The sequence below is a fragment of the Pseudomonas sp. TNT2022 ID642 genome (assembly GCF_028656995.1).
Classification (GTDB): domain Bacteria; phylum Pseudomonadota; class Gammaproteobacteria; order Pseudomonadales; family Pseudomonadaceae; genus Aquipseudomonas.
Genome location: NZ_JAMDGW010000036.1, coordinates 33,575 through 57,800 on the forward strand (window position 1 = coordinate 33,575; position 24,226 = coordinate 57,800).

Genomic DNA, 24,226 nt, shown 5'->3' on the forward strand with positions numbered 1-24,226 from the left:
TCCCTCTGTAGGAGCTGCCGAAGGCTGCGATCTTTTGATTCTCAAAACAAGATCAAAAGATCGCAGCCTTCGGCAGCTCCTACAGGGGAAAAACAGGCAATAAAAAAGGCGATCCATCTGGATCGCCTTTTTTATTACTTCACCACTTTCAGGCTTGGCCGGCCGCTAGGGCGCGGCGGCTCGCTGTCCGGTGGCGGCAAGTCGTCATCCGACTCGATCTCTTCCTCGTCATCCATCGGCGACTCGAGATCGAACACCATGCCCTGACCGTTCTCACGGGAGTAGATCCCCAGGATCGCGCTGATCGGCACGTACAAGCTGTGCGGGACACCACCGAAGCGACCTTCGAAGGTCACCACGTCGTTGTCCATATGCAGATGACGCACGGCACTCGGCGAGATGTTCAGGACAATCTGCCCGTCACTGGCGAAACCCTGTGGCACCTGCACCGCCGGGTATTCGGAATTGACCAGCATGTGCGGTGTGCAATCGTTATCAACAATCCACTCGTAGAGCGCGCGGACCAGATAAGGTCGACTGGAGTTCATAGCGGCTCCTTAAGCCTTAGCGCATATCGCGTTCGACACCAGACAGACTCGCCTGGAAAGCCTCACGCGCAAACGAGCGCTCCATATAATCAAGCAGCGGCTTGGCTGGCCGCGGCAGTTCAATACCCAGAATCGGCAAACGCCAGAGTATTGGCAATAGGCAGCAATCCACCAGACTTTGTTCCTCACTGAGGAAAAACGGCTTGTCGGCAAACAGCGGCGACACGCCCGTCAGGCTTTCACGCAATTCCTTGCGCGCCACGACACGCGCGGCCTCCTTGGACTTGGGATCCAGAATCAGATCCACCAGACCACACCAGTCGCGCTGAATACGATGAATCAGCAGGCGGCTGTTGGCACGCGCCACCGGGTAAACCGGCATCAACGGCGGGTGCGGGTAACGCTCATCCAGATATTCCATCACCACGGTCGACTCCCACAACGCCAGGTCACGATCGACCAGCGTCGGCAGACTGCCGTAAGGGTTTACCTCAATCAGTTTAGGCGGCTGGCGACCAGCTTCCACATAAATGATCTCGGCGCTGACACCCTTCTCTGCAAGCACAATGCGCACTCGGTGGGAATAGTGGTCGGCGGGGTCGGAGTAACAGGCCAACCGATTGGTCACGCCCATGGCGATCCTCCTCGCTTGTTGAATTTGTCGGAACCGGAAAAACGCGCGCGCCCAGAGGGCGCCTCCCGCAACCTCTGGCTGACCAGAGTTGCGCTATCGGAGGCGCCCTTGGGCGCGCGCGATTAACAGCAATGCTTGAAGCGTATCAGTGCACGTCTTTCCAGTATTCACGCTTGAGCAGGTAGGCGAACACAAAGAAGAACGCCAGGTACAGCAAAACGTAAGTACCGATGCGCTGATGTTGCAGCTTAACCGGGTTAGCCGAGTAAGCCAGGAAGGTTACCAGATTCTTGACCTTCTCATCGAACTGCTCTTCGTTCAGAGCACCGGATTTCGGCACGATGATCAGTTGATCGCACGCTTCATGAGTCAAAGGCGTACCGGTCAGCGGATCATATTGCTTCTTGCCGTCTTCGACGATCTGTACCTGCTTGCAGCCAACAACCTGGCGACCTTGCAGACCGACCAGCACGTTAGGCATGCCGACGTTCGGGAAGACCTTGTTGTTCACGCCCCACGGACGTGCCGGATCTTCGTAGAACGACTTGAGGTAACCGTAGAGCCAGTCAGTGCCACGCACACGAGCCACCAGAGTCAGGTCCGGCGGCGCTGCGCCGAACCAGGTCTTGGCGTCAGCCGGTTGCATACCGATGTTCATGTGATCGCCAATCTTGGCGCCGGTGAACACCAGCTTCTCCAGCATCAGTTCATGTGGAACACCGAGATCATCGGCAACCCGCTCGTAACGCTGGAATTTGGCACTGTGGCAGCCCATGCAATAGTTGGCGAAGGTGCGCGCACCATCCTGCAGGGCAGCTTTATCGGAGACATCGATGTCGACTTTTTCCAGCTCCGGACCACCGTGTTCAGCGGCAAAAGACAGGACAGGCAACGCAGCAAAAATCAGAGCAAAAAATAACTTTTTCATCAGCCAGTCACCCTTTCCGGAACCGGTTTGGTCTTCTCGAGCCTGGTGTAGAACGGCATCAGAATGAAGTAGGCGAAGTACAGGAAGGTGCAGACCTGCGACAGCAAGGTTCGCCCTGGCGTCGGCGCAAGCACACCGAGAATGCCGAGAATCACGAACGAAATGCAGAACACCACCAGCCAGATTTTGCTCATCCAGCCTTTATAGCGCATCGATTTCACCGGGCTGCGATCCAGCCATGGCAATACAAACAGCACCGCAATTGCCGCACCCATGGCGATCACGCCCATGAGCTTGTCCGGGATCGCACGCAAGATTGCGTAGAACGGTGTGAAGTACCAAACCGGCGCAATATGCTCTGGTGTCTTGAACGGGTTAGCCTGCTCGAAGTTTGGTTTTTCTAGGAAGTAGCCGCCCATTTCCGGGAAGAAGAACACAATGAAGCAGAAGATAAACAAGAACACCACGACACCGACAATGTCTTTCACGGTGTAGTACGGGTGGAAGGCAATGCCGTCCAGCGGGATGCCGTTTTCGTCTTTGTGTTTCTTGATGTCGACGCCGTCAGGGTTGTTCGAACCGACTTCGTGCAACGCCAGAATGTGCAGCACCACCAGACCGAGAATCACGATTGGCAACGCGACAACGTGCAGAGCGAAGAAGCGGTTCAGGGTGATTCCTGAGATCAGATAGTCACCACGAATCCACTGGGTCAGGTCGTTACCGATAACCGGAATCGCACCGAACAGCGAGATGATCACCTGGGCACCCCAGTACGACATCTGGCCCCATGGCAGCAGGTAACCCATGAAGGCTTCGGCCATCAGCGCCAGGTAAATCAGCATGCCGAACACCCACACCAGCTCACGCGGTTTCTGGTATGAGCCGTAGAGCAGACCACGGAACATGTGCAGATAAACCACGATGAAGAACGCCGAGGCGCCGGTCGAGTGCAGCAGACGCAAGATCGAGCCGTACTCGACGTCACGCATGATGTATTCAACGGAAGCGAAGGCTTCTTCTGCCGACGGCGTGTAACTCATCGTCAGCCAGACACCGGTAACGATCTGGTTGACCAGCACCAGCAGCGCCAGGGAGCCGAAGAAATAGAAGAAGTTGAAGTTTTTTGGAGCGTAATACTTGCTGAGATGGTCTTCCCACATTTTGGTCGCAGGAAAGCGCGCATCAACCCAATCCATGAACTTGCTCATCACGCTTTCTCCGTATCGACGCCAATGACAATCAGGTCATCGGTCTCATAGGAATGCGGGGGAACTGGCAGGTTCAAAGGCGCAGGTTGCGACTTGTAGACGCGGCCAGCCAGATCGTAGTGGGAACCGTGGCAAGGGCAGAAATAGCCCCCGACCCAATCTTTGCCCAGATCCGCAGGTGCCACTTCGGGACGGAAAGTTGGTGAGCAACCCAGGTGTGTGCAGATCCCGATCAGCAGCAGAATTTCCGGCTTGATCGAACGCACTTCAGGGTCGACATAGGTGGGTTGCGTGGAGTTTTTGGAGGTCGGATCGGAGAGCTGGCCCTCGATCTTCTTGAGATTCCCCAGGATTTCCTCGGTACGGCGGACAATGAACACCGGCTGGCCGCGCCACTCAGCAATCATCTGCTGTCCTGGCTCGATTTTGCTGACATTCACTTTCACCGGTGCACCGGCGGCTTTCGCCTTGGCACTGGGAAACCATGACCCCACGAACGGGACCGCAGCCCCCACCGCTCCTGCAGCACCCACCACGGATGTGGCTGCTACCAAGAAGCGACGCCGGCCTGCATTCACGCCGTCATTGCTCATTCAGTCCTCTCCCATCAGCTTTTGTGGCCTGTTAAATCAGGCATCTACTAAATAAATCAAATGCTACTTATAAAAATTTTGCCGAATGGTAATGAAAAGCCCCAATTCTGACAAGGGAATTACCCGGAGCTCCTACCCTCAAGCCTTGCAGTATAGGGGGTCTACGGAAGTGGCAAGTTGTCGCAGCGCAATTCTTTGATAAATCGCAGGCATAAAAAAACGCCCGCTTCCGTGAGGAGGCGGGCGTTCTTTTTGAACGCGGAAGCGGAATTAACGCTTCGAGTACTGCGGACGCTTACGCGCTTTACGCAGACCAACTTTCTTACGTTCAACTTCACGGGCGTCGCGAGTAACGAAGCCAGCTTTGCGCAGAGCGCCACGCAGGGTTTCGTCGTAGTCCATCAGAGCGCGAGTGATGCCGTGGCGGATTGCGCCAGCTTGACCACTTACACCACCACCGATCACGGTGACGTAGATGTCGAACTTCTCGACAGTCTCAGTCAGCTCCAGCGGCTGGCGAACTACCATGCGGGCAGTTTCACGGCCGAAGAAGTTTTCCAGCGAACGGTTGTTGATGGAGATGTTACCAGTACCCGGACGCAGGAAAACGCGTGCGGTTGCGGTCTTGCGACGGCCAGTGCCGTAATTTTGAGTCGCCGACATAATGTACTATTCCGTTAAAACTTCAGTTCTTGGGGCTGCTGAGCAGTATGTGGGTGTGCAGCGCCCGCATAGACTTTCAGCTTACGGTACATGTCGCGACCCAGTGGGTTTTTAGGCAGCATGCCTTTAACCGCGGTCTCGATCACGCGCTCAGGGGCTTTAGCGATCAGCTTTTCAAAGTTGATCGACTTGATGCCGCCCGGGAAACCGGAGTGGGAGTAGTACATTTTGTCAGTGGTTTTAGCACCGGTAACACGAATCTGCTCAGCGTTGATTACGACGATGTAGTCGCCGGTGTCAACGTGAGGAGTGTACTCAGGCTTGTGCTTGCCACGCAGACGGCTCGCGATTTCGGTGGCCAGACGACCCAGGGTCTGACCAGCAGCGTCGACGACAAACCAGTCGCGCTTTACTGTTTCCGGTTTAGCAGTAAAAGTTTTCATTCTTTATAGCCTCAGGGGCCGCCCTGTAAATTAGACGGCGGATCTTACTGAATAGTGCGTACTTTGACAAGTCAAAGGCAGCCGGATACAGACGCTTTCGGGGGCTCGGGTCGGCGCGTCCGTTCAACGGCAAGATTCTTCGGCGGCGGCGCATCACTTCCACTGCAGAAAGAGGTCGGCAATTATGCAGATTGCGAAAAATATTTCAACCTGCTTTTATGATTGTTTTGCCCAAGGAGCACCCGATGGACTATCGCCAGCTAGGCCGTACCGACCTGAACGTGAGTGCAATCTGCCTCGGCACCATGACCTGGGGCGAGCAAAACACTGAAGCTGAAGCCTTCGCCCAGATCGAACGGGCCAAAGAAGCCGGGATCAATTTCATCGACACCGCCGAGATGTACCCGGTGCCGCCGAAAGCCGAAACCTACGCCACCACCGAACGCTACATCGGCAATTACTTCAAAAGCCGCGGTGACCGTGCCGACTGGATCCTCGCCAGCAAGATTGCCGGTCCCGGCAACACCATCGATTACATCCGCGACAAAAACCTGCGCCACAACCGCCAGCACATCACCGCAGCGGTGGACGCCAGCCTCGAGCGCCTGCAGACCGACTACATCGATCTGTACCAACTGCACTGGCCGGAGCGCAGCACCAACTTTTTCGGACAGCTGGGCTACAAACACAAGATCGAAGCCAACCTGACGCCGCTGGAAGATACCCTCGAAGCGCTTGATGAGCAGGTGAAGGCCGGCAAGATCCGTCACATCGGCCTGTCCAACGAAACCCCGTGGGGTACCATGCGTTTTCTGGCGCTGGCCGAAGCCCGTGGCTGGCCACGCGCGGTGTCGATCCAGAACCCGTACAACCTGCTCAACCGCAGCTTTGAAGTCGGTCTGGCAGAAATCGCCATTCGCGAGCAATGCGGTCTGCTGGCCTATTCGCCGCTGGCGTTTGGTTTCCTGTCAGGCAAGTACGAAGGTGGCGCCCGTCCGCCGAAAGGCCGCCTGAGCCTCTACAGCCGCTTCAGCCGCTATTTCAATGCGCAGTCGGAAGCAGCCTGCAGCCGTTATGTGGCGCTGGCCCGTGAACATGGTCTGGATCCGGCGCAGATGGCGCTGGCGTTCGTGACGCAGCAACCGTTTGTCACCAGCAACATCATTGGTGCGACCACGCTTGAACAACTGGACAGCAACATTGCCAGTTTTGATCTGAAGCTGTCGGATGAGGTGCTGGCGGGGATCGAAGCGATTCACAAGGATCATCCGAATCCTGCGCCTTGATTGAACGCTAAAAGCTTCGCGAGCAGGCTCGCTCCCACAGGTACAGCGTGATCCTTGTGGGAGCGAGCCTGCTCGCGAAGAGGCCGATCAGAGCACCACCAAAGCGGAACGCGGAGCGTCCCCGGCGGCATTCCCACGCAGAGCGTGGGAACGATCATCAAAGCGACCGCGCAATGATCTCCTTCATGATTTCATTGGTGCCGGCATAAATCCGCTGCACCCGCGCATCCGCCCACGCCCGGGCCACCGGGTATTCCCACATGAAGCCGTAGCCGCCATGCAACTGCACGCATTCGTCGAGCACCTTGCATTGCAGGTCGGTGCCCCAGTATTTCGCCATCGCCGCTGTTGGCACATCCAGCTTGCCTTGCAGGTGCAGCTCCAGACATTTATCGACGAACACCCGGCCGATCTGAATCTCGGTGGCCATCTCCGCCAACTTGAAGCGGGTGTTCTGGAAGTCGGCAATGGCTTTGCCGAAGGCCTTGCGATCGCGAGTGTAATCAAGCGTCCATTGCAACGCCGCTTCAGCTGAAGCCAGGCCACCGATCGCCACCGTCAGACGCTCCTGCGGTAGCTCCTGCATCAGATAAGCGAACCCAGCCCCAGCCTGGCCCAGCAGGTTTTCCTTCGGCACACGCACATCCTGGAAGAACAGCTCCGAGGTGTCCTGCGCCTTCATGCCGACCTTCTCCAGGCGCTTACCCTTGTCGAAGCCCGGCGTATTCGCTTCGACCAGAAACAGACTGGTGCCCTTGGCCCCGGCCTTCGGATCGGTCTTGGCAACAACGATCACCAGGTCCGCGAGAAAGCCGTTGGTAATGAAGGTTTTCGAGCCGTTGATCACATATTCGTCACCGTCCAGCACGGCCGTGGTCTTCACGCCTTGCAGATCGGAACCGGCCCCCGGCTCGGTCATCGCGATGGCCGTTACCATCTCGCCCGAAACCAGTTTCGGCAGATACTTGTGCTTCAGCGCATCACTGCCGTAATGCAGGATGTACGGCGCGACGATGTCCGAATGCAGCGAGAAACCGATACCGGTCAGGCCCAGTCGACCGACCTCCTCGATCACCACCGCACTGTAAAGAAAGTCCGCCCCCAACCCGCCGTACTCTTCCGGCAGGTGCGAGCAGAGCATCCCCGCCTCCCCTGCCTTGTTCCAGAGTTTGCGGTCGATATAGCCTTGTTTCTCCCATTGCGCATGGAACGGCACCGCCTCTTTTTCGAGGAAGGTTCGTACGCTGTCGCGAAACAATTCGTGCTCGGAGCTGAACAAGGTTCTGGGGATCATGCGGCACCTTTCTTTCTTGTTGGAGGGAGATGACCTTCAGAGACTAAGCCTCCCCTCTGACACAGGACACTGGACACATCCGACAAAAAATAAGACGATCCAGCCGTCTGGTGACCACTTTCCCTTATAAAAACAAAACAAAAGTTGAATTATGTCCAAGCAAGTCTCCACGCCCTTGCGGCGCGTCAGCATCCTGGCAATCGACCGGGTTTTCGCTTCCACTCTCATGCAAGCCAAGGATTTCTTCCATCTGGCCAGCCTGCGTTATGGCAAACAGCTGGGCCACGGCCTGACACCGGCGTTTGAAACGCGCCTGGTCAGCCCCGACGGCAAACCAGTGAACAGTTTCAGTGACGTTGTGATGCCGGTCGACGGCGGCCTGGAAAACGCCGATGTCATTATCCTCCCGGCGTTCTGGGACGATTTCGACACGCTGTGCAGCCGTTACCCACAAGTCCTGCCGTGGCTGCGTGAACAGCACGCCCGTGGCGCGGTATTGTGCGGCGAAGCCACCGGGGTGTTCTGGCTGGCCGAGGCTGGCCTGCTCAACGGCAAGGAAGCGACCACCTACTGGCGCTTCTTCAATGCCTTTGCCGAGCGTTTTCCCAAGGTCTATCTCAATCAGGACAAACACCTGACCGACGCCGATAACCTGTACTGCGCCGGCGGCACCACCTCAGCCTGCGACCTTTACATCTACTTGATCGAGCGTTTCTGTGGGGCCAATGTCGCGCAAGCCGTCGCCCGCGACATTCTCTATGAAGTACAGCGCAGCTATGCGCCGGGACGCATCGGTTTCGGTGGGCAGAAGCTGCATCAGGACGTGATCATCCTGCAGATCCAGCACTGGCTCGAAGAGCATTTCGCCGACAAGTTCCGCTTCGAAGACGTGGCGCGCGAGCATGGCATGAGCATCCGCAACTTCATGCGGCGCTTCCAGACCGCCACCGGCGACAAGCCACTGCATTACTTGCAACGGCTGCGTATCGAAACCGCGAAAGGCCTGCTGTCCGGTAGCCGCAAGAGCATCAAGACCATCAGTTATGAGGTCGGTTACGACGATGCGAGTTTCTTTGCGCGGCTGTTCCGTCAGCACACGGAGCTGTCGCCGAACCAGTATCGGCAGCAGTTTCAGCAGGCTGCATAACCCCCGAAGCAAGTACTAAACCTGTGGGAGCTGGCTTGCCAGCGATAGCGGTTTGTCAGAGAAAGAAATATCACCTGACACGACGCCATCGCTGGCAAGCCAGCTCCCACAGGGATCGCAGTGCATTCGAGTTTCTTCAGCGCATAAAAAAGGGCCTGCAATTGCAGGCCCTTTTTATTTGCCGAATCTGTTTAAGGCTTGTGAGCCCGCGACAGGAATTCGTGCGATTGCATCTCGAGCAAACGGCTCAGCGTGCGCTGGAACTCGAAATTCAGACGGCCGCCGGTGTACAGATCCTTCAGCTCGACCTCTGCAGAAATGATCAGCTTCACGTTGCGGTCGTAGAACTCGTCGACCATGTTGATAAAGCGGCGGGCGATGTCGTCGGTGGTGACGCTCATCTGCTCGACACCGCTGAGCAGCACGGCGTGGAAAATCTTGCCCAGTTCGATGTAGTCGTTCTGGCTACGCGGGCCGTCGCACAGTTCGCGGAAGTCGAACCAGGCCACGTCGTCACACGTGCGCAGCGCACGGATCTCGCGGTTTTCGATCATCAACACGTCGTTCTCGACCGCTGCGGTGCACTCTGGCGTCAGAGCCTTGAAGCTCTTGCGCAGGCTTTCGTGAGCGGCTTCGTCGAGCGGATAGTGGAACAGTTCCGCTTGTTCGAGGTGACGCAGACGGTAGTCGACACCGCTGTCGACGTTGACGATCTCGGTGTTCTGCTTGATCAGGGCGATGGCTGGCAGGAAGCGCGCACGTTGCAGGCCGTCCTTGTACAGACCGTCCGGCACGATGTTCGAGGTCGCGACCAGGGTCACGCCATTTTTGAACAGCTCTTCCATCAGCGTGCCGAGGATCATCGCGTCGGTGATGTCGGAGACGAAGAATTCATCGAAGCAGATTACCCGCGACTCGGTCGCGAAGCGCTTGGCGATGATGGTCAGCGGGTTTTTCTCGCCGCCGAGGGTTTTCATTTCTTCGTGCACGCGCTTCATGAAGCGGTGGAAGTGGGTGCGGGTCTTCTCCTTGAACGGCAGCGCTTCGAAGAAGGTGTCGACCAGGTAAGTTTTGCCGCGACCTACGCCGCCCCAGAAATACAGGCCCTTGACCGGTGTCTGATCTTTTTTGCCGAACAGCTTGCTCAGCAGACCCGGCTTGTTCTGATCGGCGGCGATCAGATCCTCGTACAGACGCTGCAAATGACGCACAGCAGTTTCCTGCGCGGCGTCATGGAAGAAGTCCGGGCGTTTCAGATCAGCTTGGTATCGTTCTAGGGGCGTCATAATTCGTTAGCAAGGCAACAAAAACGGGCCGTCACTGTAGCGACGGCCCGTGGGAATGGCAATCGGCCCTTGGTCGGACCGTGCCGCCGATTAGTCCTGAACCGGGGTCAGCGCGACGCGCAGAGCCTCGATGGCCGCGTCCCGCGCAGCAGCGTCGGCGAACGCCGGGCTGTCACCGACGCACTCGCCTTCCAGCCAGACGCTGAAGCTCAGGTCTTCGCTGCGCACGTCCAGCGGCTGGCCGGATTGCAGTTGCTTGGTCACCTGCCCGGCGGTTTTGCCGTCGGCGAAGTTGCGCGACAGCAGCAGTTGCTCGCCATCAGCCGCCAGCAAACGGAAACGGAAGCTGCCGTCGTCTTCGCGGAAGCTGACGAAGCGCGCGGCTTTCGCGGCTTTCTTCTTGGTGGTCGCAGCGACTTGCACCTGATTGACGAAAGAACGCAGGCCAACCGCTTCGCGCAGTTCGTTGAGGAACGGCGTCGCGACGGCACGAGCCTTCTTGGCCCCGATCTGCAGGATGTCTTCCAGATCAGCCGGGCGCTCGATCAACTGGTGATACTTGTCGCGAGCTTCGCCGAGATCGTTGTCGAGCAACTGGAACAGACGGCTCTTCGCCTCGCCCCAACCCAGACCGCCGAGCAGTTCGCTGCGGAATTCGTCAGCCTGCGCCGGGGTGGCGAAGGCCTGGAACAGCGTGAACAGGTGCGAGTTGTCCGGATCCTTGGCTTCGCCTGGCGCTTTGGAGTCGGTGACGATGCGCGAGATCGCGTCCTTCATCTCTTTGGCGCTGGAGAACAACGGGATGGTGTTGTCGTAGCTCTTCGACATCTTGCGACCGTCGAGGCCCGGCAACGTCGCCACGCTTTCTTCGATCAACGCTTCGGGCATGGTGAAGAATTCTTTGCCCTGACCAAACAGATGGTTGAAACGCTGGCCGATATCGCGGGCCATCTCAACGTGCTGGATCTGGTCGCGACCAACCGGCACCTTGTGCGCGTTGAACATCAGGATGTCCGCCGCCATCAGCACCGGGTAGCTGTAGAGGCCCATGGTGATGCCGGCGTCCGGGTCTTCACCGGTTTCGACGTTCTTGTCGACCGACGCCTTGTAGGCGTGCGCACGGTTGAGCAGGCCCTTGGCGGCAACGCAGGTCAGCAGCCAGGTCAGTTCAGGGATTTCCGGGATGTCGGACTGGCGGTAGAAAGTCACGCGGTCGACATCGAGTCCACCGGCCAGCCAGGTCGCGGCGATTTCCAGACGCGAGCGCTGAATGCGCAGCGGGTCATCGCATTTGATCAGGGCGTGGTAGTCGGCCAGAAAGTAGAACGAATCGGCATTGCTGTCGCGGCTGGCAAGTATCGCCGGGCGGATAGCGCCGGCGTAGTTGCCTAGGTGCGGCGTGCCGGTGGTGGTGATGCCGGTGAGGATACGGGTACGGTTCGTCATGGGTAATCGCTTGTCAGACTGCAATCAATTCGAGAGACGCGGCAGGATCAGATCCTTGAGATCGGTCAACTTGCCATGAAAAAAGTGTCCGCATTCTGCCACTTTCAGCAGCTCATGGGGGCGCTGGAGTTTGTCCGACCAGTCGTAGACCAGTTGCGGGTCGATGACTTCGTCGGTTTCCGGCTGGATCACGGTGAGTTCGCCGTGCTGCGGGAGTTGATCCTGCTCGCTCAGACGCATCACCGCTGGCGCGACCATGAACAGGTGCTTGAGCTGCACGCCCTGGGCTTCGAGACGGCCGCCGAGACTTGCTGCAACAAATCCGCCGAAGGAGAAACCGAACAGGGTCAGCGGCAGATCCGGATGTTTCTCGCGAAGCCATGCAGCGGCAGCCTGAGCATCGTCGACCTCGCCGGTGCCCATGTCGTGAGAACCTTCGCTGGCACCAACGCCGCGATAGTTGAAACGCAAGGTAATCAGACCAGCGTCGCGCGCGGTGCGCTGCAGGGTCGAGACAACCTTGTTGAGCATGGTGCCGCCCTGCACCGGGTTCGGATGGCAGATCAGCGCGATGCCGATTGGCTGCTCGTTATCCAGGTACAGAGACTCAAGTTGACCCACCGGGCCGTCAATCACTACAGGGGTTTCACGCATCAGCAAGGAAGGAACTCCGTGACCTCGAATCGGGTCGACTCGTCTAGCAAATTGTCTGTGCCAATCTATTGCGAGTGAATCGCGGTATACAGCGCAGGTTCGAGCCGTTAACGTAAAGCAAAGCCGTTTATAGAGGAAGGACTCGTGGAACACTCGCTCTTAGTTTGGTTGTTACCGACTCTTGCCCTGGTTGTGGGTGTCGCCATTGGATTCCTGATCGCGCGCGTTGCGCCGAACGCCGCGCCGAGCCGTACGCAGCGTCAACTGGATGATATCCAGGAGCGTTTCGACAGTTATCAAAACGAGGTGGTCACCCACTTCAACAGCACCGCTATGCTGGTCAAGAAGCTGACCCAGAGCTATCAGGAAGTGCAGGATCATCTCGCCGAGGGCGCCAATCGTCTGGCCCTGGACGAGCAGACCCGCCAGCGCCTGATCGCTGCCCTGCACGCCGACGCGGCAGTCGCGCCACGCGAACGCCTGACGCCACCGCGCGATCAGGAGCCGCCACGTGATTACGCACCGAAGACCCCGAACTCGCCGGGCATGCTCGATGAGCACTATGGTCTGAAGAAGTAATCAGTCTTCGCTGAAAACAAAAAGCCCCCGGACAGTGATGTGTCCGGGGGCTTTTTTGTGTCTGTAATCTTCGGTGTTTGTAGCGGCCCCTTCGCGAGCAGGCTCGCTCCCACAGGGGAATGCATTTCAAATGTGGGAGCGAGCTTGCTCGCGAAGGGGCCGGCACAGGCCAGACAAAAAAATACCCGATCACAGGACCGGGCATTTCTTCATTCGGGCAAGCGCTTACGGATACTGTTGCACCGTACCCGGCTGCTGTTGCTGCTGACCACCATACTGCTGACCCGGAATCGCTTTCAGGTTGACTTCAACCCGACGGTTCTGCGCCCGGCCATTCACGTCACCGTTGCTGGCAATCGGGTTATCCGGACCGGCGCCACGGGCCGAGAGGTTGGCACCGCTGACACCTTGTGACGTCAGGTAAGTCGCCACGCTCTGCGCACGACGCTGGGACAGATCCATGTTGTGCTGGCGGCTGCCGGTACTGTCGGTGTAGCCAACGATTTCGATCTGGTTCTGGCTGAACTCTTTCAACGAGCTCGCGAGATTGTTCAGCGGCTGGTAGAAACTTGGCGCGATGTTCGCCGAATCAGTCGCGAAGGTGATGTTGCCCGGCATGATCAGTTTGATCTGATCGCCTTGGCGCTGCACTTCAACACCGGTGTTGGCCATGCTCGCGCGCAGTTTCTTTTCCTGCTGGTCGGCGTAGTAGCCGTAACCGGCAGCAGAAGCGCCAACCACGGCGGCACCGATCAAGGCACCTTTACCGCGATTGTTGTGGTCGATCGCGGCACCAGCCAGCGCACCGGCCAGCGCGCCGAGGCCGCCGTACTTGGCGGTTTTGCTCATGCCTTGCGAGCCACCGTCGGCCTGCCCTTGATTGTCATACGGGTTGGGCGAGGCGCAGCCGGACAGCAAGGCCACGGCAGTAGCGACAATAATCAAACGACGCGTGGTGAACATGGAGAGCTCCTACTTTTTTTGCATTCTGTGGTGCAGCGGCCACTGAGTAATGGACCTGTGCGGGCGTTGGATCATGACAATGCACAAAAATTCCGCGGAGCACTCGTGACAAAATATTCAGGCGCGCACAAACGGGTTTTCGCGCATTTCATCACCCAGACGCGTATCCGGCCCGTGACCGGTCACCACGGTCGCATCCTCGTCCAGCGTATATAGCCGCTGCTTGATCGAACGCACGATGGTCGCCTGATCGCCGCCCCACAAATCCGTGCGCCCTACGCCGCGACGAAACAACGTGTCGCCGGCAATCAACAGCTTAGCCTCGGAAAACCAGAAGCTCATGGAACCGGGTGTATGTCCCGGCGTATGCAGGGCAACGCCGCAACCACAGGCCAGCTCTTCATCGTCGCTCAACCAGCGATCCGGTGATGGCACCGGAGTGTATGGCACACCGAACATCTGGCACTGCATTTCGAGGTTGTCCCAAAGAAACTGGTCTTCCTTGTGCAAATGCAGGGTCGCGCCGGTTTTTTCTTTCATCTGCCCGGAAGCGAGGAAGTGATCGAGATGGGCGTGGGTGTGAATGATGCTGACGACTTTGAGGCCATGCGCATCGAGCCGCGCCATGATCAGATCGGGGTTGCCCCCCGGGTCGACGACAATGGCTTTCTTGGTGATTGGATCGCCGATGATCGTGCAGTTGCACTGGAGCGGGCCGACGGGGAAGGTTTCACGGATCAGCGCTGAGCCTGGAACGGTCATGGAGAAATCCTGGAAAAATAGTCAACAACGGTCGGAACCGGACAAACCGGGATTTTACCGTCGCTAGATCATTAACCCCAGTTCTTTGGCCCGTGCCACCGCTTGCGTACGCCGTTCAACCCCCAACTTGCTGTTGATATGGCTGGCGTGGGTTTTCACGGTGTGCAGGGAAATGAATAGCTGCTCGCTGATTTCCTGATTTGAGCAGCCTTGGGCGATCAGGCGCAGTACCGCGAGTTCGCGGCTACTGAGTTGTTCGGTGGGGGCGGACTCGACGGCTGGTCGGGGTGTGGCTGGTGGAAAGTGTTCCAGTAACTGTTGCCCCGCCAACGCTGGTGAAGCCTTTAACTGTCCGCGTAACCAGTCGGCATGTTCTTTCATCAACACATCGAACGGCTGCAGCACGCCTCCGGCCGCCGCCTCCAGCGCCTGACTCAGTGTTTTTCTGGCCTCCGGCTCACGCCCACCCACCAGCAGCAACGCCACCTTCTGGGTCAACGCCATCACGCTAAGCAATTGCCGGCCGGTTTGCTGTCCATTCTCATGCAACACATTCAACCGCCCTTCGGCGAGCATCGGTTGCCCTTGAATCAGGTCGAGCAGCGCTTGTTGCAGTTCCACATGCAGCGGCAGCTGTGGATGAAACTCTGGTGGTGCGGCGGCACGTTCGCCCGTGTAAGTCTGACCCAACCGTGCCAGCCACGCTTCGGCCAGATCGGTTCGGCCCTGCGCCAGCCACAGTTCACATTTGACCAGCGTGATCATCGCCAGATAGTAGATCGGCGGCACATCCCAGATGTGCATCAGGCGTTCGGCTTCAGCGAGTTCGGCAAAGGCCTTGGCGAAATCGCCACTGCTGCCATCCAGTCGAGCGATCACGCAATGGCCGATCAACACGCTGATATCGCGACAGGCGCGTGCCTCGCCGATTCCGGCCAACAACCGCACGCGTGCCGCCTGAGGCTGCAAGCGCATGGCCAACAGAAAGCCCTCATACAACGTCAGCCGAGCGCGCACCGCGTACAGGCGTTGTGGCGACAAGCCACGCAAGCGCTCCAGGCCCTGATGGACTTCATCGAGTGCGCGCAGGATTTCGCCACGCGATTGCAACACCCGTGCACGGTCGTAATGGGCCAAAGCTTCGAACAGCGGATTGCCGACCCGCTGCGCCAGCTCCAGGGATTCGCGGTTAAGACCGCGTGCGCGCCACAGATCGCCATCGGCAATGGCCAGATTGGACAAGGTCGATAGACACATCAGCCGTTGGCCATAACGTTTGGCCGGCAGGCTTTCCAGGGCCTCGGTGCAATATCTGATCGTCAACTCCCGATGCCCACGCCCCCGAGCGATGATCCCGCTCAACGCCAGCCATTGCGCCAGCATCGACTTTTGCGCGGTAGCGGAAGGTGCCGGCAGGAACCGGCTCAGATGGCTGGACAACTCCTCGGCGGCATCCAGCTGACAGGCCAGTCCCAGTGCCCAGCTGTACAACACGATCAAGCGCGGGGTGCTGATCAACAGGCTGTCTGGCAGGTCCATTTTCCAGCGCAGCAGCATGCCGACGTTTTGCTCGGCCAGCAGTTGCTCCTCCGAGAGGTTCTGCACCAGGTTCGCGGCGACATCGAGGTGACCGGCGCGCAACGCCTGCTCCACCGCCTCATCGAGCAGCCCCTGCGCGTTGAACCAGCGACAGGCGCGCAGGTGCAGCGTGGCCGTCGGCACCATCGCCTGGGCAATCGGCCGGCTACGCAGCAGATCCGAGAACAGGTGGTGATAGCGATACCAGTGGCCGTGTTCGTCCAGCGGCACCAGAAACACTTGATGCGCCAACAGGAAACGCAGAATTTCGGCACTGTCGTGAGCTTCACGGACGGCATCGCACAGTTCGCTGCAAAAACGCTCTTGCGGTGCGGTGTCGTAGAGAAAGGCCTGCACTTCGGCGGGCAGGCAATCGATGACTTCTTCCAGCAGATAATCGCGGATCAGCCCTTCCCCGCCGTTCAGCGCTTGTGGCAGCGCCGCATCGCTGCCCGCTTCGGACACCGCCAGCAACCAGAAACGCAAACCGGCGACCCAGCCTTCGCTGCGCTGGATCAGGCTTTCCAGTGCTTCACCGCGCAACGAGCTGCTGTGGCGATCGAGCAAGGTCAGGGCTTCGTCGTGGGTCAGGCGCAGATCCTGCTCGTGCAACTCGAGCAACTGCCGGGACAGACGCAAACGCGCCAGATGCCAGTCCGGGCGCTGGCGACTGGTGACCATCACCAGCAAGCCATCGGGCAGATGATTGAGGAAAAATTGCAGGCAACGGTCAAGCACCGGGCCTTGCGCAAGATGGTAATCGTCGAGCACCAGTAGCAGCGGTGCGCCGGGATCGAGGTGCAAAGTCAGTTCATCAAGCAAGCCGTCGAGCCATTCTTCGAAGGCAAAGGGCTGATGGCGTTGGCGCATTTTCAGCAGGCCGAGTGCGCGACTGCCCAGTTGCGGAAAGTAGTCCTGCAAGCCTTCGAGCAAACGTTCGAGAAAGCGTCCAGGGTCGCTGTCGCGAGGACTCAGGCCCAGCCAGAGGCTTTGCCAGTGCGCCGGCAGACTCTGACAGAACTCCACCGCCAGCGAGCTCTTGCCGAACCCGGCGGGGGCGCTGACCAGCAACAGGCGCCCACCGAGCCCGGCCTGCAGGCGCTCGCAAAGGCGTGGTCGCAAGACGTAGCCGTCGGGCAATGGCGGGCGAAAAAAACGCCCGTCCAATGCCGCGACGGCAACGCTTGCGGGACCCGGAAGTGGGGACAGATCAGTCATGGCCGGCTCTTGTTCGAATTGCTGTTGGCGGCGTTGCAGATGTCCGCAGACTAGCCTTAAACGAACCGGTTATGAAGGTTGCTGCTACAAATGGCTACAAAAAGGCTACACCCTCCTGTGGCTCCCCCCCTGTAGGAGCTGCCGAAGGCTGCGATCTTTTGATCTGGCTTTTGCCGTTGAAAAGTCAAAGTCAAAAGATCGCAGCCTTCGGCAACTCCTACAAAAGCGGTTCAACAGTGCGCCAGAAAAAGCAAAAAAAACGCCCCGAACCAGTCGGGGCGTTTTCACGAGGATGCGGCCTCGGGTTACAGCGGGTTAGCGAACGCCATCCTGACGCAGTGCGGCCGGGGTGAAATCGCTGGTGGTGGCGGTGAAGCCGAAGTCATACGCACTCTTCTCTTCGTTCTTCATGCCCAGTGCCAGATAGCGGCCGGACTGCAGGTCGTAGAGGGTTTCCAGGGCATACCACGGCACTTGCTTGTCGTAGTAGTTCTCCGCGTGTGCTTCAGCGACGCGCCACAGTTGGCCACGACCGTCGTAGTGATCGATCACCGCTGCTTGCCAGGTGTCTTCGTCGATGTAGAAGTCACGCTTGGCGTAGATGTGACGCTGACCTTCCTTCAGGGTTGCTACCACATGCCAGACGCGACGCAGCTCGTAACGCGCCAGGTCCTGGTTGATGTGGCCGGCCTTGATGATGTCGGCGTACTTCAGCTTCGGATCGTCGAGCTTGTAGCTGTCGGAGGCGATGTACATCTCTTTCTTGCCTTCGAGTTTCCAGTCGTAGCGATCCGGCGCACCGTTGAACATGTCGAGGTTGTCGGAGGTACGCAGGCCATCCGCCGCAGTACCCGGGCCGTCATAGGACACTTGTGGCGCACGACGCACACGACGCTGGCCGGCGTTGTAGACCCACGCCGAACGTGGTTCCTTCACCTGATCGAGGGTTTCGTGCACCAGCAGCACACCACCGGCCAGACGCGCCGGCGCAGTCACTTTCTGCTTGAAGTAGAACAGGATGTTGCCCGGGTTCGCCGGATCGTAGTCCTTCATCTTGTCGCGGAACACGAACTGATCCTGGAAGTACACCAGGCTGTACGAGCCGTTCGGTTGCGGCGTGGCCTGGGTCACCAGACGGGTCACGCTGCCGCCGCGGTAGCGGGTGATGTGGTTCCAGATCACTTCCACGCCGGTTTTAGGAATCGGGAATGGTACGGCGGTGTCGAAGTTTTCCAGACCGTTGCCGCCAGACACCAGGTTAGTGGTGGTGGCATTTTTCTTGATGGCGGCGAACACGTCATCCGGCACGGTCGCCCCGCGATGGGATGGGTAGACCGGCATCTTGAAGGTTTCCGGGTAACGCTTGAACATCGCGTACTGACCCGGCGCCAGCTTGTCCTTGTACTTGTCGACATCCTTGGCGGTGATGGTGAACAGCGGTTGTTCGCTGGCGTAAGGGTTGGACAGGAAGCCACGCGCATCGACGCTGCCGGCATTTTTCGGCAGCGGCTTCCACGCCGGGATCGAATTGTCGGCATTGCCGGCCATTTCCGCGCCCATCGGGGTCAGGCTTTTACCCAGCTTGTCCGCTTCGGCAGCGGGAACCGCCGCCATGACACCTGTCGCCAGCAGCGACAGGCCCAGAACACCGGCGTGGAACAGACTCTTTGTTATTTTCATAAATTCGTTCGTCCTGAATGCAGTGCTTAGAAGTTCACGCCGAAGCTGAGCGCAACGAAGTCGCGGTCATCCACAGTGGTGTACTTGCCGTCAAAGAAGTTGGTGTAAGCCAGGCTCGCGGTGTAGGTGTTCTGGTATTCGGCATCGACACCCAGGCTGACCGCTTTGCGACCTTCCTCGAAGTTGCCGCCAGGGCCTGGCGAGTAACCGCTGACGTCGTGGGACCAGGCCACGTTCGGCTTGAGGTTCACACCGGCGAAGACGTCGTTGTATTCCCAGATCGCGCGACCGCGATAGCCCCACGACATCGAAGTGGTGAAGCCGTCGTTGTCGCAATTGCGGCTGCGATTGTTCTGCGGCGAACCCGGCCCGGCACCATTGATGGTGCTGGCGTTGAGAATGTTGGCGCAGGTATTCACACCGCCAGTGGCTGGCAACTCGCCCGGGCCGTAAACCGGATCGCGGCCATAACGCATGTCGGAACGGCTTTCCAGCCCGCCGACATAGGTCGCGCCGACTTCGCCGACGAGGGTCAGACGGCTGGCGCCCATGACCTGATCGAAGAAGTGCGTGAACGTCGTCTGGATCTGGGTGATTTCCTTGCGCTCATAACCGTGCAGATCCTGACCCGGCACGCCATTGAGGATCGAAGCGTTGGTCAGTGCGCCGCCGATCGGACGCACACCGGCGAACAGAATGTCAGTGGAGTTCAGTTGTACCGGCGCGTTCGGACGGTAGCTGATCTCACCGCTCCACGCCGTACCGGTAGGCAGGGTGGTGGAGAAGCTCAGACCGTAGAGGCGAATGTCTTCTGGATATTCGATGAAGTAATTCGAGTTACCCGCGACCAACAGTGGTGCAAGTGCGGCAAACGGCCCCGGCAGCGCACGCGCGGTGTTGTAGACCGATTGCGGAGCACCGGTGGCGCTGAAGATCGGCGCACGGCTGTGATAGTTCATGAAGTAGGCGCCGAACTCGGTGTCGAGCGGCTCGTACATGTACTTGAAGGACGCGCCCCACTGGCCGCTGTCACGGGCATCGCGGTCCGGACCACGGCGCACCAGAACACCTTCTTCATTGACGTTGACACCGTTGGCGGCCAATGGCCCCAAAGCGATGGCCGGGATTTGCGAACGCTTGTTCAGCACGCGCAGGTTGTCGTTGCAACCGTCAGCCACGATGTCCGGCTGCGAGAAGAACGTGCCGCAGTTATCGACGACAGTCTGGTCCCATTCCAGTTGATAGAACGCTTCGGCCGAAAGGTTTTCGGTCAGGCTCTGGGACACGTAGAACATGTTGACCGGGATCAGGCCTTCCTTGATCTCGGCGCCGGGACGACGGAACGCGGAAACGTCGATCGGGTTGATCGAGTTGATGCCGCCGCCGATGAAGGTACTTTCACCCCAGCTCACCACCTGCTTGCCCAGACGTACGGAACCCGGCTGATCGGCGATTGCGTAGTTGTGGTAAACGAAGGCGTCGAGGATCTGTCCGCCGGCCGACTTGGCGCCCTCTTTGCGGCCCGAATCGCTGATGTCCTTGAACTCGCGGCTTTCATCCTTGAGTTCGAAGTCGTACCAGTATTTGCCACGGACGAACACGCCGGTGTCGCCGTATTTCAGTTCAAGGTCATGGATGCCCTTGAAGATCTTCGAAAAGGTTTCACCGCTCTTGAAGTTGGCGTGACCGTCATCGGACGTCTGCGACAGACCGTGGCCGCCGTTGTTGACGCCGATCAGGTTCTTGTTCGGGCTCTGAGTAGACCAACTGGCACCGATCGACAGGGACGAGTCGAACTGGCCTTCGATTTCACCGACGTTGAAACTGACGCCGAATGCGGGCCCGGCGAGCGAAGAGGCAAGACTGACTGCCAGAGGCAGTTTCGCCCGGCGCCAGAACTGGTTTACTGAGGTCATCGACGCTACTCCATGTGCATTATTGTTATGGCAGTGAGTACTTTTAAAAACGCCTGAAGGACCGGGTGCCAGAGACAACCCGAAATCACTCCAAAAATGCATCGCCCCGTTTTGTGCGTGTGCCCCGTTCTTAAAAATCCTTGAGCGGACTATAGCCAGCAGGTGGTACTGCTTGATCCCTCTAAAGTGTGATTTGCAGCTGCCAACCACTCTGGAACAGTCCTTTCGCCAGTCCGACGCATGTCGGCACGGCAAGGATGGCTGATTTTTTCGATTTCACAAGCCAAGCGCTTGCTTGGTGGGTCTGGCGCGCCGTTTTCGGCGCGCCAGCAGACACTTAAAGTGTCGAGAGGAAGGTGCTGTTGTTGGCCTGCCATTCGGTGATGTCGAGGCGGATGCGCTTCTTGTCGAGCTTGCCGACACTGGTCTTGGGAATTTCGGTAACAAGGGCGATCTGACTCGGAATCGCCCACTTGCTCAGGTGGCCCAATTCCACGAACGGCTTGAGGTGTTCCTTGAGCTCCCGCGCCCCGATCACGTGCCCTTCGCGGATCACCAGCAAGGCAAACGGACGCTCGCCCCACTGCGGATCGGCGATGCCCACCACTGCTACTTCGCGTACCGCGACGTGACGACTGATCAGGTCTTCGAGGTCCAGCGAGGAGATCCACTCGCCGCCGGTCTTGATCACGTCCTTGATGCGGTCGCGGATGTCGATCACGCCCATGCTGTCGAGCGTGGCGACGTCGCCGGTGTGCAGCCAGCCGCCGGCCCAGAGTTCGGCGCCCTTCTGCGGCTCGTTGAAATAGCCCTCAGTGAGCCATGGCGCACGCAACACCAATTCGCCTTGGGTTTCGCCGTCGGCCGGGAGAAAGTTACCCTCGGCGTCGACAATCGCCGCTTCCACCAGCGGCCCGGGCACACCGGCCTTGATCCGATAGGTGGTGCGTTCGTCTTCGGTGCCCGCCATCAACTCGTCATTGAGGTGCGCACAGGACACCAACGGACCCGTTTCCGACATGCCGTACGCGGCGGTCAGCTGAATGCCGCGCGCCTTGGCGGTTTCGTAGAGCGTGCGATTGAGCGCGCTGCCGCCAATGACGATTTTCCAGCCGCCGAAATCGGTGCCTTGTGCGCCTTTGGCGTTAAGCAGCATCTGCAAAATGGTTGGCACGCAGTGGGAGAAGGTGACCTTTTCCTTGCGCCACAACTCCACGAGAAATTCCGGATCGTAGCGTCCCGGATAAACCTGTTTCAGACCCAACATGGTCGCCACGTACGGCAGACCCCAGGCGTGAACATGGAACATCGGCGTGATCGGCATGTACACATCGTTGGTGCCAAGCAGGCGCACGCTGTCGATGGAGCCCATGATCGTCGACACGCCCATGGTGTGCAGCACCAGTTGCCGATGGGTGAAATACACGCCTTTCGGGTTGCCGGTGGTGCCAGTGGTGTAGAACGTGGTGGCGACCGAGTTTTCGTCGAAGTCCTGGAAGTCGTACTGCGCACTCGCGGCGGCCAGCAGTTGCTCGTACTCGCCAACCAGATTCGGCAGCTCGGCGGTCTTCTCCGGCAGATCGGTCAGCAGCAGGGTTTTCTCGACCGTGGTCAGGTGCGGCGCGATCGCTTGGTACAGACCGACAAACTCGCTGTTGACCAGCACAAAGCGGTCCTCGGCGTGGTTCATGGTGTAGAGGATCTGCTCAGGCGACAGACGCACGTTGATGGTGTGGATCACCGCGCCAATCATTGGTATCGCGAACATGCACTCCAGATAACGGTGACTGTCCCAGTCCATCACCGCCACCGTGTCACCGGCCTTCACACCGGCCGCCGTCAGCACGTTGGCCAACCGCGCCACGCGCTCGATCAGGGTCGGGTAGCTATAGCGAATCTGGTCGCGGTAAATGATCTCGCGGGTTTTCTCGTAACGGGCGCCGGACATCAGCAGCCGCTTGATCAGCAATGGATACTGGTAGGCCCCATCGGCCGGGGGAATGACGCGAGTCTGCAACATAAGAATCCCTTTTCTGACTGCACGGTGTTGGGCGTAGAGATCGGTACTCTAGAACCCTTATACGCCAGCCAAATCAGCCAAAGGAATGATTTGCAAAGCCGTACAAATGCTAGCTTTGCGCCAGCATTTGCCGGTTTTCGTCTCAGGTCAGGCCGTTTGCCCTACAGCCTCCTCGGAAGGCGTCCGTGGGAATACGACCGCTGCAAGGAAGGTCAATGCGCCGAAACCCGCGAGAATCAAGTACAAGCCTACAAAACCATGGCGCGGTTCAACATAGGAAATCAGCGGAATCGCCGTCGCACTGGCACCGAACGATAAACAGTAACGCAGGGCGAACACCCGTGATTGCCATTGCGGGGCGACGAAGTTGGCAACCATCGCATCGTTGACTGTTACCTGCCCGAACACCACGAACATGAACGCTGCACCGAGGGCGATCACCGCCCAGCCGTCGGCATAGGCCAGCGCAAACAGCAGCGGTGCCTGGCACAGCGTCAGGGCAATGAACGGCCATTTCAGGCTGAGCCGATGCAGCACTCGACCGATGCTCAACTGCGCAACCGCACCAAAGGCATACGCCAGACTGACCACCACGCCGAGGGTTTGCGGCGAAGCGAACAGCTCATGCAAGCGTTCCTGAAACAGCTTTGGATAGGTCATGGTGGTGGCGTTGAACACCACGCCGCCAGTGGCTGTGGCCAACGCCAGCACGCCGAAAACCATCACCATCGAGATGCGCTGACCGGCGGCGCCTTTGAGTGGTGTGTGCGCACGCTTCGGAATCGGTTCCTCACGCACCTGCAAGGCGAAGCCAAAACCCAGCACAATCGCCACTGCGCCCGGCATTAGAAACGCCGAGCGCCAGCCGAACTGCGCCACCAGCAAGCCGGTGATCAGTGCCGAAAACGCCACGCCCAGATTGCCCCACATGCCGTTGATGCCGATTTCGCGGCCACGGTTTTGCGCATAGGCCACCAGCATTGCCGTGCCGACCGGGTGATAAATCGCCGCGAAAATACCGATCAGGGTCAGGCCGATCACCAGCATCGTCGGGCTGTTGCTCAGCCCGGTGAAGATCGCCGAAGCACCAATGCCGAAGAAAAACACCAGCATCATCTGCCGCCGACTCCAGTGATCACCCAGCCAACCAGCGGGTAGTGAACAAGCGCCGAAGGCAATGAAACCGCCCAGTGACAAGCCGATCAGTGTGGCGTAATCGAGGCCGAAAGCCTGGGTCATACCGAGCACGGCGGCGGGAAAAATCAGCATGAACATGTGATCGATCACATGCGCGGCGTTGACATAGCGAATGACGTTTCTGGATTGATTCATGGCGGCACGCTTTACGTTGTTGTGTGGCGCTTATGCTAAGTTGGC

The 24,226-nt window shown here is 58.7% G+C and carries 21 protein-coding genes; 3 read left to right on the forward strand and 18 right to left on the reverse strand.

Annotated elements, in window-relative coordinates:
• Window positions 1-134: 134 nt before the first annotated feature.
• The 7 genes from M5G26_RS26870 to rplM all read right to left on the reverse strand — a co-directional run bounded on the left by M5G26_RS26870 (window position 135) and on the right by rplM (window position 5,020).
• On the reverse strand, window positions 135-548 hold the full coding sequence (locus tag M5G26_RS26870) for a ClpXP protease specificity-enhancing factor (RefSeq protein ID WP_273916955.1): 414 nt from the start codon (window positions 546-548) through the stop codon (window positions 135-137).
• A gap of 16 nt (window positions 549-564) precedes the next feature.
• Window positions 565-1,182 (reverse strand): glutathione S-transferase N-terminal domain-containing protein, encoded by a 618-nt coding sequence (locus M5G26_RS26875; protein WP_007917025.1) that lies wholly within the window; start codon window positions 1,180-1,182, stop codon window positions 565-567.
• A gap of 145 nt (window positions 1,183-1,327) precedes the next feature.
• Entirely contained in the window at window positions 1,328-2,110 is a 783-nt protein-coding gene (locus M5G26_RS26880; protein ID WP_273916956.1) for a cytochrome c1, read from the reverse strand.
• Window positions 2,110-3,321: a cytochrome b gene (locus M5G26_RS26885; RefSeq protein ID WP_038361054.1), complete on the reverse strand. Its 1,212-nt coding sequence runs from the start codon at window positions 3,319-3,321 to the stop codon at window positions 2,110-2,112. The genes M5G26_RS26880 and M5G26_RS26885 overlap by 1 nt, the downstream gene beginning before the upstream one ends.
• Complete coding sequence (gene petA / locus M5G26_RS26890; protein ID WP_007917031.1) at window positions 3,321-3,914, reverse strand: ubiquinol-cytochrome c reductase iron-sulfur subunit; 594 nt, start codon at window positions 3,912-3,914, stop codon at window positions 3,321-3,323. The genes M5G26_RS26885 and petA overlap by 1 nt, the downstream gene beginning before the upstream one ends.
• Window positions 3,915-4,184: 270 nt before the next feature.
• On the reverse strand, window positions 4,185-4,577 hold the full coding sequence (gene rpsI / locus M5G26_RS26895; RefSeq protein WP_008080273.1) for a 30S ribosomal protein S9: 393 nt from the start codon (window positions 4,575-4,577) through the stop codon (window positions 4,185-4,187).
• A 14-nt stretch (window positions 4,578-4,591) separates the two neighbouring features.
• Entirely contained in the window at window positions 4,592-5,020 is a 429-nt protein-coding gene (rplM, locus tag M5G26_RS26900) for a 50S ribosomal protein L13 (RefSeq protein ID WP_007917032.1), read from the reverse strand.
• Between the two features lie 245 nt (window positions 5,021-5,265).
• On the opposite strand from rplM, the gene M5G26_RS26905 reads away from it, so the two are divergent.
• Complete coding sequence (locus tag M5G26_RS26905) at window positions 5,266-6,306, forward strand: NADP(H)-dependent aldo-keto reductase (protein ID WP_007917033.1); 1,041 nt, start codon at window positions 5,266-5,268, stop codon at window positions 6,304-6,306.
• Window positions 6,307-6,463: 157 nt separating this feature from the next.
• Here M5G26_RS26905 and M5G26_RS26910 read toward each other — a convergent pair whose 3' ends face one another.
• Complete coding sequence (locus M5G26_RS26910) at window positions 6,464-7,600, reverse strand: acyl-CoA dehydrogenase family protein (RefSeq protein WP_273916957.1); 1,137 nt, start codon at window positions 7,598-7,600, stop codon at window positions 6,464-6,466.
• Window positions 7,601-7,850: 250 nt separating this feature from the next.
• Here M5G26_RS26910 and M5G26_RS26915 point away from each other — a divergent pair, with 250 nt between their 5' ends.
• The gene (locus M5G26_RS26915; RefSeq protein ID WP_176091778.1) at window positions 7,851-8,747 is read left to right on the forward strand and encodes a GlxA family transcriptional regulator; all 897 of its coding nucleotides are present in this window, start codon (window positions 7,851-7,853) and stop codon (window positions 8,745-8,747) included.
• Between the two features lie 191 nt (window positions 8,748-8,938).
• Here M5G26_RS26915 and zapE read toward each other — a convergent pair whose 3' ends face one another.
• The 3 genes from zapE to M5G26_RS26930 all read right to left on the reverse strand — a co-directional run bounded on the left by zapE (window position 8,939) and on the right by M5G26_RS26930 (window position 12,133).
• The gene (gene zapE, locus M5G26_RS26920) at window positions 8,939-10,033 is read right to left on the reverse strand and encodes a cell division protein ZapE (protein WP_034156483.1); all 1,095 of its coding nucleotides are present in this window, start codon (window positions 10,031-10,033) and stop codon (window positions 8,939-8,941) included.
• A gap of 90 nt (window positions 10,034-10,123) precedes the next feature.
• Window positions 10,124-11,479 (reverse strand): tryptophan--tRNA ligase, encoded by a 1,356-nt coding sequence (locus M5G26_RS26925; RefSeq protein WP_077574485.1) that lies wholly within the window; start codon window positions 11,477-11,479, stop codon window positions 10,124-10,126.
• Window positions 11,480-11,503: 24 nt separating this feature from the next.
• On the reverse strand, window positions 11,504-12,133 hold the full coding sequence (locus M5G26_RS26930) for an alpha/beta hydrolase (RefSeq protein ID WP_273916995.1): 630 nt from the start codon (window positions 12,131-12,133) through the stop codon (window positions 11,504-11,506).
• A gap of 144 nt (window positions 12,134-12,277) precedes the next feature.
• Between M5G26_RS26930 and M5G26_RS26935 the strand changes: the two genes are divergently transcribed.
• Window positions 12,278-12,712 (forward strand): YhcB family protein, encoded by a 435-nt coding sequence (locus M5G26_RS26935; protein WP_007917055.1) that lies wholly within the window; start codon window positions 12,278-12,280, stop codon window positions 12,710-12,712.
• A gap of 225 nt (window positions 12,713-12,937) precedes the next feature.
• Here M5G26_RS26935 and M5G26_RS26940 read toward each other — a convergent pair whose 3' ends face one another.
• The 7 genes from M5G26_RS26940 to M5G26_RS26970 all read right to left on the reverse strand — a co-directional run bounded on the left by M5G26_RS26940 (window position 12,938) and on the right by M5G26_RS26970 (window position 24,181).
• Window positions 12,938-13,675 carry an OmpA family protein gene (locus M5G26_RS26940; RefSeq protein ID WP_273916958.1) on the reverse strand — a complete coding sequence of 246 codons (738 nt, stop codon included), beginning with the start codon at window positions 13,673-13,675 and terminating at the stop codon, window positions 12,938-12,940.
• Between the two features lie 117 nt (window positions 13,676-13,792).
• Window positions 13,793-14,437, reverse strand: a complete 645-nt coding sequence (locus M5G26_RS26945; protein WP_273916959.1) for an MBL fold metallo-hydrolase — start codon at window positions 14,435-14,437, stop codon at window positions 13,793-13,795.
• A 63-nt stretch (window positions 14,438-14,500) separates the two neighbouring features.
• Window positions 14,501-17,233, reverse strand: coding sequence for a LuxR C-terminal-related transcriptional regulator (locus tag M5G26_RS26950; RefSeq protein ID WP_273916960.1), 2,733 nt, complete (start codon window positions 17,231-17,233; stop codon window positions 14,501-14,503).
• A gap of 315 nt (window positions 17,234-17,548) precedes the next feature.
• A complete protein-coding gene (locus M5G26_RS26955; RefSeq protein ID WP_273916961.1) occupies window positions 17,549-18,913 on the reverse strand; it encodes a DUF1329 domain-containing protein in 1,365 nt (454 codons plus the stop codon).
• A 26-nt stretch (window positions 18,914-18,939) separates the two neighbouring features.
• Window positions 18,940-20,829 (reverse strand): DUF1302 domain-containing protein, encoded by a 1,890-nt coding sequence (locus tag M5G26_RS26960; protein WP_038361021.1) that lies wholly within the window; start codon window positions 20,827-20,829, stop codon window positions 18,940-18,942.
• A gap of 337 nt (window positions 20,830-21,166) precedes the next feature.
• Window positions 21,167-22,849, reverse strand: coding sequence for a fatty acid--CoA ligase (locus M5G26_RS26965; protein WP_150693155.1), 1,683 nt, complete (start codon window positions 22,847-22,849; stop codon window positions 21,167-21,169).
• 147 nt (window positions 22,850-22,996) lie between these two features.
• Window positions 22,997-24,181, reverse strand: coding sequence for an MFS transporter (locus M5G26_RS26970; protein ID WP_273916962.1), 1,185 nt, complete (start codon window positions 24,179-24,181; stop codon window positions 22,997-22,999).
• Between the last annotated feature and the right edge of the window lie 45 nt (window positions 24,182-24,226).